Source organism: Pseudomonas sp. AB6 (assembly GCF_034314105.1).
GTDB lineage: Bacteria > Pseudomonadota > Gammaproteobacteria > Pseudomonadales > Pseudomonadaceae > Aquipseudomonas.
The window spans coordinates 4,596,666-4,609,439 of record NZ_JAVIWJ010000001.1; the positions used below are offsets into that span (position 1 = coordinate 4,596,666).

6 protein-coding genes are annotated in these 12,774 nt (G+C 55.4%); 5 read left to right on the forward strand and 1 reads right to left on the reverse strand.

Annotated elements, in window-relative coordinates; all coding sequences use genetic code 11:
- Positions 1-4: 4 nt before the first annotated feature.
- Positions 5-6,055, reverse strand: a complete 6,051-nt coding sequence (locus RGW60_RS21490) for a membrane-targeted effector domain-containing toxin (protein WP_322206500.1) — start codon at positions 6,053-6,055, stop codon at positions 5-7.
- 282 nt (positions 6,056-6,337) lie between these two features.
- Here RGW60_RS21490 and RGW60_RS21495 point away from each other — a divergent pair, with 282 nt between their 5' ends.
- The 5 genes from RGW60_RS21495 to RGW60_RS21515 are packed head-to-tail and all read left to right on the forward strand — an operon-like array spanning position 6,338 to position 12,507.
- Positions 6,338-8,095, forward strand: coding sequence for a carbamoyltransferase (locus RGW60_RS21495; RefSeq protein WP_322206501.1), 1,758 nt, complete (start codon positions 6,338-6,340; stop codon positions 8,093-8,095).
- A complete protein-coding gene (locus tag RGW60_RS21500; RefSeq protein ID WP_322206502.1) occupies positions 8,079-9,209 on the forward strand; it encodes a glycosyltransferase in 1,131 nt (376 codons plus the stop codon). The genes RGW60_RS21495 and RGW60_RS21500 overlap by 17 nt, the downstream gene beginning before the upstream one ends.
- A complete protein-coding gene (locus RGW60_RS21505; RefSeq protein WP_322206503.1) occupies positions 9,209-10,105 on the forward strand; it encodes an antimicrobial resistance protein Mig-14 in 897 nt (298 codons plus the stop codon). Before RGW60_RS21500 ends, RGW60_RS21505 begins: the two co-directional genes overlap by 1 nt.
- A gap of 8 nt (positions 10,106-10,113) precedes the next feature.
- A complete protein-coding gene (locus RGW60_RS21510) occupies positions 10,114-11,520 on the forward strand; it encodes a PIG-L deacetylase family protein (protein ID WP_322206993.1) in 1,407 nt (468 codons plus the stop codon).
- A 30-nt stretch (positions 11,521-11,550) separates the two neighbouring features.
- Entirely contained in the window at positions 11,551-12,507 is a 957-nt protein-coding gene (locus tag RGW60_RS21515) for a glycosyltransferase (protein ID WP_322206504.1), read from the forward strand.
- Positions 12,508-12,774 lie beyond the last annotated feature (267 nt).

Here is a 12,774-nt window from a genome sequence, read left to right on the forward strand (position 1 = left end):
TTAATCAGGCGACCCGGATCAAATTCAACCCCTCAAGCGCCTGAATCAAATCCCACAGATCAGCGTAAGCATGCTGATGAACCGATTCCCACGCCGGATGCTCGACGTACAACTGGCCGTGTTCATTCCGGTCAATGAGCATGCGCTCAACGCCGCCCTCTTCTGATCGATATACGATCACCGGGCGGTCCGATACTGACTCATCGATGAGGAACATTCCTGGCTCGGTCAGCTCTGCTTCAGCGGGCAAAGCGAGGGGCGGTCTGTTTACGATTATCGACTCGGCCGCACTATCTAGCGTCGGTATATCCAAGCGGTAGTCGCTCTGCAGAAAGACGCTTGTGCTGGCATGGTTTTCGACCAGTTGTTCGCCCAGATCCCTGAATGGTGCACGTCCCTGCCCCGGGCCGACGTCGACGACACGAACCCCGATAGCTCCCTCGAGCTCGGCAACGCCGGGCACGATTTTTTGGAAGGTATTGGCATGGGTATTACCCACCAACGCAATCCAGTTGTGCGGCCCCATTACCTCTTGATGCTTGCGAATGGTCCGCGAGGCGAAGAAATTCATCATTTGCTGGCGAGTGGTGGGTGCCGAACGACTTAGCCCTTCCAGGTAGTAACTGGCTGAACAATCGATGGCCCTGACTTCCAGACCTTGCTTGCGCGCGCTAATGACCAGGTTTTCAAAGGTATAGACCTTTTTTGGATCCGTGCGGTAATCCTGATCCAGTTTTTTCAGGTCGTGCAGCAGGGTCTTGCTCATCTGCCCGGTGTCGGCGAAGCGATCGAGATCTGCTTGATGCAGGTCCGTCAGCAGATGCTCCATGTATAAGGTTTTTACCTGCCTGCGCGAGAGTTGCGGCAAGTGGTCGATGATAAATTTTTTACTGCCAATGGAGGCATGCGCTTCGCCGACCACCACGCCCGAGGTGTTCTCGTACAGGTTATCTATGAAGTCTGGAATCGTTGTGCCCGCAGCTACCTCGGGCAGGGTTGGACGCGGCGGTAGGTCGCCGGAAATGACCTGTCGTGAATCTTTTTGCAGTTGCCTGCGCAGGTCGAAAAATACTTCCCGGGCCTGAGTCAGATGGTCGGCGGTAAAACCATAGTCTTCATGAATACCTCCATCACGGAAGTTCGCCAGCTCATGCAGCGTCGGTCGCAGTTCAATGGGCAGATCATATCGGGTGTCGAGTAACGAGTGTTGAATGGCTGTTATAGAGTGTTCCGTCGGCCATGAGTCAGGGTCCGCTCGTTGCCAATGACCGGCCTCATCCAATTGAAAGCCATGAGCATCGACATACGGGTGAACACTGTCCGCAGTCGTTCTCATCCTGCCTTCGAGCAACGAATATAAAGCATCGTCCAGACGCGTAATTGAGGTCGTCGTGGGGAAAGCCGCGAGTGCTGCAATCCTGAAATCAGCCATTTGCAATGTAAAGTCGGCCTTGGCCAGCGGATCACCCGCAATTGATCCAGCGGTATCTCGACGCACCCGCGAAAGACTGCCGGTGGGCAGGCCTTCAAATCGTAGGCTGATTGCGCCGCTCAAGTCAGCTATACCCGGAACCTGTCGCCAGGTGTTCGCCATTTTTTGGTCGAGCAACGCGATCCAGCGCTTTTCTGGCCGTGCCCTCATGTCCGCACTGATCAGCTTGTGACCGAAAAAGTTACTCATTTTTTGTGCGGCTGCAGGGTCATTCGCTGCAATCGCTACCGGGTTGTTATTAAAGGGGTAGCTGACCGCTGAGTTCAATGGTTTAACCTCAATACCGTATTTGTGCGCCGCTTTTATCAGGTGGTAGTAGTCGTACTCCTTGCTCTGGTTATCCAGTGCGCCACCACCAAGATGTTTAAGGTGGAATTTGATTTCCCTCGATCCAGATTTTGTCTTGTTGCCCACTTTTTTGTACTTGGCCAGCTTGCTCTGATGGAGATCAGTGAATAGATGTTCGATGTACAGGATCTCGATTTTTTGCTCGGCGAGCAGGGGCATGTTGTCGATCAGCCATTGTTTGCTGACAACTGCCCGGGGCGCCTCGCTGATGACCAAGCCATTGGTTTTTTCGAAGATGCTGCTGAGTAGCTTCTCAGGGCGCACCGTTTCGTCAAGCATGGGCAGTTCGGGCCGAATAGGAGGTGTTACCTGATTAAAAAACGCGTTGGCGTCGCTGTAGAGGATTTTCCTGAATTCGGCGTAAGTTTTTCGCAGGTCCGTCAACATCGGCCCCATCCATTGCTCAATTCCGAGGCCGCTGACGCCAAGATCGTCTGCTGCCGTGGGGTCGACGATGCTGTGGGTGTAAGGCCGCATTGCCGCGGGCAGTTCATAGTTGCTCAAGTCGCTGGCTGCAGAGTTTTGGCCGGCAATTTCCTCCTCAAACGGATGATATTTCGGCCGGCCGCCGCCCCGCAGGTTTAGGTCCACCAACTGCCATTGACCTTTGTTATTGAGGCAAACCGGCTGCTTGCCGAAAAACGCAAAAGGGTTGTTGCTATCAACGATGTGCCAGCAACGAATTCGAGCGTCGAACTGGACCTTGAACGTCAGCCCTTCCAGTTCGATGTAATGCTGACCCTGAAGCAGCGTGACGCCTTTGGCATGTCCGTTGGCGATAGGCGCGGTTTCTCGCAGCGACACGCCCACGGCATAGCTCCGATTGAGCGTGCCTTGGGGAGTTGCCTGGTCGGTTTCGCGGCGTAACGGTTGCCAGACGCCGGCGATATCCTTCTCCGCGAATTGACCGCTGGGAATCAGCGTGTCGGGGTGCCGGACATTTACTCTGAACAACGGCGCGTGTCCGTTCGTTGTCGAGGGGGTGGTCCAAAACACCTCGCCATGAACCTGCATCGGACGAAGGTTTTTCAGGGGTGGCAAAATTCGTTGGAGGTGTGTGGCGCTGTCGAGAATCTGACTTTTTCCCGCGTTGCGGGACGCGGTGCGCAGAACATGGGCAAAACCCTTGAGGCCCGGATGCAGATCGCCCGCCGCACCGAGGCCATTGAGCAGGGAACTAAGAATGTAGCCACTGGCGGCTTCCTGATCGCCATCGCTGAATGCTTCTAGCGCGTGGAGGCTGTCGCGCATCGACAATAAGGCACCTACCGCGAAACTGGCGGGGGGGAACGGCAGGGTGACTGCGGTGGCGATCAGTTCGACACTGGTCCAGATCAGCTTCTGAAGCATGTCGTTGCGTCCGGTGGTGGCGTCTTCGACGTCGTGGATTTTGCGTTGGATGATTTGGTTGAAGTGCTGATCGTGAAGGTCTGTCAGCGGTGAGTCTGGTAGTGCTGGCGGCTGACTGTTGCCGCCTGCTTTCATGTCTGCCAGAAAAAACGCCAGCTTGCGGTTGGCGCGAATGCGGCAGCGATCCTTGTAGTAGTCGCTCATGCCTTCGCGTTTGAGCGTGTCGACGAAGTTGCCGAAGGGGCGAAAGTCCACGTCATCCGGTGCATTTGGCGTATAGAGCAGGGCGTCTCGAGTATTGGCGGAGAGCTCGGGAGTTAGCACATGGCAGCCTTGTACAGTTTCTATCTGGGTGCCAGGCAGCGGCAGAAAATCCAGTAAGCTGCCAAGTTCAGCTACGTTGGTGGCGATCAACGGGTTGTCCAATTTGAACTGCAACGGGTATAGGGGGTAGCGACGACGGGTTGCCGGGTCGCTTACATGCATCTGCTCAATGGATGCCTTGAGCCATTGATACTGCTGAGCATTGATCTCGCTTTTAAGATAACTGCGCAGGGCAGCGGCGTTCATCTGCAGTTGAGCAATAAGCAGGCTGGTACGGCGACGGTATGTGTATCCCGTGGTGTCCGCGTTGAGCAGGGTGTTTTTGATGTGGGCCACGTATTGATCACTGAGCCACGCACCGTGTACCGAGCGCGCTACTTTCTCTGCAGTCAACGGAGTCAGGTCGATACCGTCTGGACCCTTGAATCGTGCATCGGCAACAGGGTTAGTGTTGACCGGGTTGATGCTGTCGTCATAGCCGTTGCGCAGCATCTGGGTGTAGTTCAGCGTTTCTCGGTTCGTGGTGATGATGATCTTGTCGGGGTCGACCTGGCCTTCGGCGGTGCCGAGCAACTCATTAATCTTCTGCATAGCTCTTTTATGCACGTAGTCATCAAATGTCTGAACCTGTGCATGGGCTTTGGCCTGGTAATGTGCTTGCGCGGCATTGATAGCATCCTCCAGAGCAACCAACTGTTGACGTTGGTTTGTATTGGCATTCAAGTACCAATTTGGAGTGTGATGTTCCTGGTCGGAGAGAATCACACCAATGCGCTTGTTCACCAAAGCGCGTAACGCTTCCTCATAAGGCAACGGTGGAGCAAGGTTAACGAAGTCGGCCGGCGGTTGAGGTTTTTGTTTCAGCGCTGATAACTGCTTTGCCAGGGCGGTACGGTGGGTGGAGCTGACTTGCGTGAGCAGGTAGTCGCTCATGTCAGCAAAGGCGCTCCAGCCCACCAGTTCCTGACACAATTGGCGTTCGTTGTCGAATCCCTGAAATTGGCGGCCTCGCGGGTTGTCGGACATGAACATCACCAAACGTTCGAGCCGACCTTGGGCATCCTCTTGACGAAACAGCAGCACGTTGCTCAACACATGGCGATTGTTCAACGTCACCTGTTGCACACGGGTCGCGCCGCCTGTTGTTTCGCGCTCGGGTTGGCTCAAAGCGCTTATCAGGTCGTAGTCCCGAGGTGAAATGTGCCCTTTCAGCTTTGCAGCGTAGGCCATGGCCTTCACCTGCTGTCGAGTAACGTCGCGCATGATCCTTTGGGCGTGAGGCGAGCCGTAGGCTTCGCGCTGAGCCGGGCCAAACGCCCTGCGTAGATCCAGTGTCTGGATCAGTCCACCAATATAGGCGTTGGTCAGTCCTGGGTAGTCAGAGGCCAGTGGCTGCCCCTGAAGGTTGATGGTGCTCCAGGTCAGGAAAACCGAACCAGTGTCCATGTCGCCGGGGTGCAGTCCGTAGAGCGCCAGCTGAGTCAACGAACGGGTAACCTTATATGGCTCGTTGCTGAGCGGTAACTGGCGCCATGTGGAAATCATCAAATGTTCCGGGCTCAGATCATGGCCCAGATCATTTTCGATTTGAGCACGCAGGCGCTGAGTGGCGAATTGTTCTGGTGACGAAGCGCCGCCGAGCATGCTCGATAATGCGCCACGTATTTGCTCGTACGCTCTCAAGCTTTCAACGTAGCACTGGAGTTCCTCCCGGCTAGCGATCGAGAGCCAGTCCGGCAGAGCTTTGCGCTGCTCGCTTGCGTTATGGCTGACCTCACGCAGTTCGAGCATTGCCGCCGGGCCAAATCTTCCGCCCATGCGTATGGCCTGATTGATCTGACGTGCATTGCCCTCGAACGCATAGCTAATATCAGCGCGTTGTTTGTCCAGTTGTCTTTCGAAAGCGTGCTCGAAGGGCTTATCAGCGATAAAGGTCAATTGCCAATCCAGCGCATCATCGGGTTCAAGAAACAGGTCAGGATCGGCTTCAATGTCGAGGAGCATGTTCTGCACGCGTTGCTCGGCGTTGTTAAGCAGCAGACTGCGCAGGGCGGAGTCGTTGGCCCAATTCGTAAGGGTCTCAACCAGCAACGCATGGCTGGCAAAACCTTCCACGCCATACCCCGGCAGTACCAGTAAAGTCGGGCCTTGATGGTTGATGATCACGAGGGCGCCGGCTAACTCAATGGTGTTTTGATCATTCAACTTCAGTTGCAGGCTGTGGAATGCAGGTGCGAGGCGCTCGCCACTGTCCGCTGCGGGCAATGGCAAGCAGTCTCGGTAGGCAGGGTGTAAGCACCCGTCGGAAATCTTGAGCGCGACTTCATCGCGCAGGGCTTGCTCGATACCCGCAATAAACACTTCCCGTCGTGGCGTGCCTTGGGCGCTCGGCGCGACCCAGAAAAAATCGATGCGGTTCTGCATTTCTTGCAGTGTCAGGTCTTGCGCCTCAGGCAAGTACACAAGTTCTTTAGTCAACGTGGTGCTTAGCGCTGTCAGACGGGTGAGGAGTGTTGAGCGATTATTCGATGGTGTTTGCATGCGGAACTCTTTTGATGGCTGTATGGGTGTTCGCCTCAATCCAACCAAAAAACGAGCCTGTGTAGTGTTAGATAGTTATCAGGGTTTGGGGGCGGAAACCTGAGCGAGAAAACCGGCCAGACAACTTAAGTTCTCCTCGGTATTCCGATGCTGTCGCCACCCGACCACATACAGTCTCATTACGCTATAATCTCGCGCTTTAGCTGTTCCTCGCGCCTGTTGCGAGGGCATATTTTCTCAGGCGCACGTCGCCTGCATACAGACTCATGAGGCTAGACCCCTTTGGCATTGACGATTCTTGGCCTGTCCGGCGCCCTTAGCCATGATCCTTCCGCAGCCCTATATATCGACGGCAAGCTGGTAGCGGCCGCTGAAGAAGAGCGCTTCGTTCGCGATAAGCACGCAAAGAACCGTATGCCGTACGAGTCGGCGAAGTTCTGTCTGGAGCAAGCGGGTATCAAGCCGTCAGACGTTGACGTGGTGGCGATTCCGTTCGCGCCGGTCAGCCTGTTTGGCAAAGCGCGTTGGCATTACGCCAAGCGCTATTGGTATGCGCCTGACCGTGCCCTCGACGCGCTGTTGATGGGTAACCGTCGCTACAAACGCTATCGCAACAAGATTGTGTTCTGCTTGGAGCAGCTCGGCTTCGATCCAAAGAAAATCAAGATCGAACCGGTTGAACATCATTTGGCTCATGCCTCTAGTGCTTACCATTGCTCAGGTTTTAAAGAAAAAACCGCGATCATGGGCATCGACGGCAAGGGTGAATACGCCACTACGTTTTTCGGTTACGGCGAAAACGGCAAAATTCACAAGATCAAAGAATTTTTCGATCCAGATTCCCTCGGCGGCCTGTACGGGGCGATTACCGAGTTCCTCGGGTTCGAAATGCTCGATGGTGAATTCAAAGTGATGGGCATGGCGCCGTATGGCGATGCCAGCAAATACGATTTTTCGCGTCTGGCGACCTTTGAAAATGGCGAGCTGGTGATTAACACCGATTACGCCAACGTCGTCGGCCTGCGTCGCTATAAAGAGAATGGCAAGGGTTTCTACTTCTCGCCGAAACTAATCGAATGGCTAGGTCCGCGCCGTCAGGGCGACGTCGCTGACGAACCGTATATCCACTACGCGGCCAGCATTCAAGCGCTGTTCGAGAAGCTTTCGTTGCAGATGATGGATTTCTATCTGGGCGACATCCTCCGGGAAACCGGTAAGCTGGCCTTCGCAGGCGGCTGCGCGCTGAACGTCAAACTGAACCAGAAAATCATTGCTCGCCCGGAAGTCAAAGAGCTGTTCGTGCAGCCAGCGTCCGGTGATGCCGGCACCGCAGTGGGTGCTGCTGCTTATGTATCTCACGCCCGTGGTGTACCGGTCGAGAAGATGGAGCACGTTTACCTCGGCCCGGAATACAGCAACGAAGACGTGATCGCTGCCTGCGCCCGTCATCCGAGCAAGCCGGTGTGGCGCCAAATCGACAATACCCCGCAGCGCATCGCCAAGATCATGGTCGAAGGAAATCCTGTGGCTTGGTTCCAGGGACGTATGGAGTTTGGTCCGCGTGCACTGGGCGGCCGTTCGATTATTGGTTGCCCGAGCATTCCTGGCGTGGCCAACCGGATCAATGAACAGATCAAGTTCCGCGAGCGCTGGAGGCCTTTCTGCCCGTCTATGCTCGATACGGTTGGCCCACAGATGATCAAAGTCGATCATCCCGCGCCGTTCATGACCTTCACCTTCGAAGTGGCTGACGAGTGGAAAGCCCGCGTGCCGGAAGTCGTCCATGAAGATGGCACTTCTCGCGCACAGGTGCTGGAGCGCAGGTTCAATCCGCGCTATTACGACATGATGAAAGCGCTGGAAGAATTGACCGGCAACGGTGTGTCGCTCAATACCTCGCTCAACCGACGTGGTGAAGCGATGATCTGTTCTCCGACTGACGCGTTGAACATGTTCTTCGGTTCCGATCTGGAATACCTGATTATGGAAGACATCTTGGTCCTCAAAGACGGTGTAGAGGCTTATGACACGTTCGGCTGATCGCCATGTGCTGCAGTTTTGTCACGGCTATGACGGGCCGTTTCTCGACTGCGCCCGGCAATACGCCAGCTTGTTTGCCGGTAAAGGGTATCGAGTGACCACGGTATTCCTGACCGGAGCCGCTGATCCTGAGGTGGCAATTGCTTGTGCTTCGGACGAAGTGTTATTTCTCGAATACAGCTCCAAGGCCATTCGTGGCCTGAAGCTAGGGGCGATCCGCGATCTGCGAAAAATCGCCGCTACGCGTTCTTTTAGTTTTTGCATCGCCCATCGTTTCAAACCGGTTTACATCGCATTGTTGGCGACGCGCTTGCCAGTGATCGGTATCCACCACGCGTTTGGCGACTATCACCGCCGTACCCGCAAGCTGTTCGCGTATATCTTCCGCCGGCGCTTGAGCCTGCTGGGCGTGTCCGACGCAGTGCGCGATGACATGCGTAAAAGCTTGCCGAAGTGGCCAGTCGGGCGTATTCAAACCCTGTACAACCGTATCGACGTTGAGCAGTTACAGGTTACTCAGTTGTCTGCCGCCGAGGCGCGTGTTGAATTGGGCTTGCCGCTCAGTGCATGGATCGTCGGCAACGTCGGTCGTCTGCACCCGGACAAAGATCAAGCGACGTTGCTGCGCGGTTTCGCTTTGGCGCTGCCGAACCTGCCTGCCGAGAGCCAGCTGGTAATTCTCGGCACCGGGCGGCTGGAACAAGACCTCAAAGCGTTAGCGCTGGAGTTGGGCGTTGGTTCGCAGGTGCTGTTTCTTGGGCAGATCCGTGAAGCTCACCGTTATTACAAAGCGTTCGATGTGTTCGCGTTGAGCTCGGATCACGAACCGTTCGGTATGGTGCTGCTTGAAGCCATGGTCGCGGGTGTTCCACTGCTGGCAACGGCGGCGGGTGGCGCCAAGGAAGTGGTTGAAGGCGTCGGCATCCTGTTTCCGTTGGGCGATGACCAGCGTTTGGCCCAAGGGCTTATTCATCTGGCGACACTGGATGAGGCACAGCGAACGGCTTGCGCCGAGTTGATGCTGCTGCGATTGCAAGAGCGGTTCTCCGATCAATCTGTACGCGAGGTGTTCTGGCGCTTGCCGCAAGTCACCAGCCTGATCGCGGAGTCCTGATGCTCAACCGATTTCAACGCTGGCGTGAACGTGGTTGGACTCTTATCGATGCCCCAACCTATGCCCAGGCTTGGCAACGCTTTGGCGGCAGCGTCGCAACCCATCCCTTGGTTGTCGAACGCTTGGCTGCGCTGGCTGATATCCCGGTGCGTTATTTAGGCTGGGAGCAGAGCGGCGAATTGCAGGCCGCGATCCCGACGTGGGGCCGCTCATTGGCCCTCTCAAAAGACGTGCTCAAGCGCCAGGGCAAAAAAGGTCTGTTCGATTTGGGCAATGCCGAATTGATTTTGCCTGTGGCTGCTGGCGCGCAGGTTGCGTTGCGCCATAGAGCGCGCTATCTATCGGCCCTGAATGAAGGCCGGGTCAGTACCCTGAAACCTCAGCCAGAATCGCTGGCCATGTCCCGTGCGCCGGAAGAGCTGTCGAAAAAATTCCGCTACAACCAACGCCGTGAGTTGCGTCTGTTGGAAGAAGCGGGCGGCGTAGCGCGCCCTGTGGCTGAGTTCACCAGCGCTGAATTAGCCGCTATGTATTGCGACCTGTTCCAGCGCCGCTGGGGGTTCCCTGCTACCGGCGCCGAACGGATGGCGGACGTGATTGAGTTGTTGCGTGAGCTGATGATTGGCTCGGTGCTGTTCCTTAACGACTCACCTATCGCCATCCAGTTGGTGTATCGGGTCGAAGCGCCGGAGTGGATCAGCGTGGAATACATCAACGGCGGTGTCGATCCGGAAAACCGCGGTTTTAGTCCTGGCAGCGTCCTCAGTTTTCTTAATACTCAAAGTGCTTGGGAACAGGCGCGTGCTAATAACAAACCGCTGCGTTTCTCTTTTGGGCGTGCTGATCGCGAATACAAGGACCGGTGGTGCAGCCAGGTGCCGGTGTTTCAAGTATGAATTCGGGCGTGAACCGCAAGCAGCAATTGCTTAAGCGCCATCGTCGCAACAAACGCGCGGTGCTGCTGATCGGCCTGTTATTACTAGTCGTAATAGGCATTCTGGTAGCGTGGTGGTTGCCGCTGCTGTTGGCGGTCCTCGCATGGGTGGCCCATGAAGCCTGGTTTGCCGACCATTTGTTTTACTCCCCCAAAGACGATTATCACTACCGTTTTCCGGATGACTGCGAACAGCCGAATGTCCGTCTGGAGGGCGAATTTTTGCAAGTGGGTCAACCGTTGGCGTTGACCGGCGATGAAACCTTGGTCCTTGGGCTACGGATTAAAAGTTCGTGGATTGGACGCTTTCTTGACCCTGCCATCAACCTGCTGGGCACTGACCTACGCGACCAACAAGCCTTCGAGCGCGGGGTCGACGGTTTGCGCTACCTGAATCTGACTGGCCTTGGCGCCGCGTTGGCGGATGGTTCGCTTCGTGTGCGCGGTCGGTTTTGCCGTTTGCAGGGGCTGCCGAGGTTGTGGGTGTTTCGTCACACTGACGTCAGACGCCAGCGAGTCATGGTGATTGCGCCTCACGCTGACGACGCCGAATTGGCCGCGTTCGGCTTATATAGCCAAGCCGCCGAAGCCTGGATCGTGACCCTCACTGCTGGCGAAATCGAAGCCGAGCATTATCGGCAAATGGGCATGCAACCTGCCGAAGCCGCCCGAGTCAAAGGTCGTTTGCGTGCATGGGACAGCGTCGCCGTGCCGCGTTGGGGTGGGGTGCCGGAAGCGCACTGCGTACAGCTCGGGTATTTCTGTCTGCAGCTCCCGGCAATGCAGGCCGCGCCGGAGCAACCTATAGCGTCCCGCGAAGCCGAGTTAAGCGATACCCGACTGTTTCGGCAGTTCAATCCGATGCTGCTGCCTGGCGATTCGGACGGTGCGCCGACTTGGAACAACTTACTCGCCGATCTGCGAGCTTTGTTGTTGACGGCTCGTCCTCAAGTGTTGGTCATGCCGCATCCATCAATTGATCCGCATCCCGATCATATTTGCGCTCAGGCAGCAGTGCTTGAGGCGCTGCATGGATTGGAATGGCAGCCGCAGACGATTCTCGGCTATGCCAATCATCTTTATGATAACGACCGTTGGCCCATGGGTAACGCCTACACTGGCGTGAGTTTGCCGCCTTATTTTGCAGGCGTCGATTTGATCCCTTACAGCCTTGAGCTTTCGGCCTCGGCACAACGTGACAAGGCCATGGCGCTGGGCATGATGCACGATTTGCAGCCGTTACCGCCGTTCAAGCGCCGGGTTCGCCGTTGGTTGCAACAGTTGCTGGCTGGCCGACGTTGGCCGGCTGAAGGTGAAAATGAATTTTTTAGAAAAGCTGTTCGCCGACACGAATTGTTCTGGCGCAAAGACCATTGATTTAGCCTGCAGCGCGCGTTGGGGAAAACGATGAAAGTTCTATTTTTGGTGCAAAAGGAACAGCGTGCCATTCTGGATCGTCTATATGAAGGCGTCGCGGAGCATTGTGAGTGTGATTTACGCTGGCTGACCTCTGCTGAACAGCGAAATCTGCGAGGCTACTTTCGGCGTGAAGTGGATATCACACGCTACGATCGCATCGTTTTCTTTCTCCGCTTCAAACAAGAGATTCGCCAAGTCCCGTTCATTCGTACGGTACCTAATCTGGTCATTCTTGAACACGATGCCTATCAAAATTATATTCCCTGCAAATACACCGGCAAATTTAGCGCGCATTACCGCAAGCTGCCGTGGGCGCGGGTTATAAGTTCAGGGTTTATGGTCAGCAAGCGCCTGCGCGAAGAAGGTTTCGACGCAGTGTTCGTCCCCAAAGGCTACGATCAGAACTTATTGCAGGACCAAGGGCGCGAGCGGGATATCGAACTGGCCTTCGTCGGCAGCACTGACAGCATTGCCTATAGCGGCCGCAAGGCTCTGCTTGAAGAGTTAGGCCGAGTTGAAACACTTGTGGTGACCCGTACCAAATCCGGTGAGGAATACTGTGACACGTTGAATCGGATTCGGTTTTTTGTAAGCGCTGATGTTGGCATGGGCGAATACATGATCAAGAACTTCGAAGCTATGGCGTGTGGCTGCGTGCTGTTGGCCTTCGATCAAGGGGCGGCCGAAAACGACGCATTAGGTCTGCAAGATATGCATAACGTGGTGTTTTACAGCACTATTGCCCAGTTGCAGCAAAAGCTCGCATTGTTACGCGCTGACCCCCAAATGGCTGGGCGCATAGCGATCAGCGGTAGAAATCTTGTCTCATCCCAATTCAGTTTCGCAGCTATTGGTAAACGCATTGTCCAAGAGCTCGAGCCTGCGTTGGGTGCTCAAACGCCGCTCACCTGGGTCGACCGTCTACGTGGGAAGTTTGGTATTTAACGCGTCGGATGAACTCTACATTGGTTTGACGGGCACCGTTTCTAAGGGGATGCTGCTTTGGTTTTACGTGCTTTGCATGGAGACGCAAATGCGTGGGCGAGGGTGGTTTGGCGTAAGCATGCAGTCTTTTATATGAAATGTCGGCTTTAACAATAATGATGGCAATAAGCTGTGCGCTGCGTGAGGATGCGCACTTATTTCCAGGCGAGATTGCTGTTTTTGCAAACTCCAAGCAGATGCGAACCACCACTGCAACCAAGCAGCGGC

Excerpts from the sequence above, each read along its gene's own strand:
- RGW60_RS21500 (WP_322206502.1), top strand. The coding sequence starts at position 8,079 with ATGACACGTTCGGCTGATCGCCATGTGCTGCAGTTTTGTCACGGCTAT.
- RGW60_RS21505 (WP_322206503.1), top strand. The coding sequence starts at position 9,209 with ATGCTCAACCGATTTCAACGCTGGCGTGAACGTGGTTGGACTCTTATC.
- RGW60_RS21515 (WP_322206504.1), top strand. The coding sequence starts at position 11,551 with ATGAAAGTTCTATTTTTGGTGCAAAAGGAACAGCGTGCCATTCTGGAT.
- RGW60_RS21490 (WP_322206500.1), bottom strand. The coding sequence starts at position 6,055 with ATGCAAACACCATCGAATAATCGCTCAACACTCCTCACCCGTCTGACA.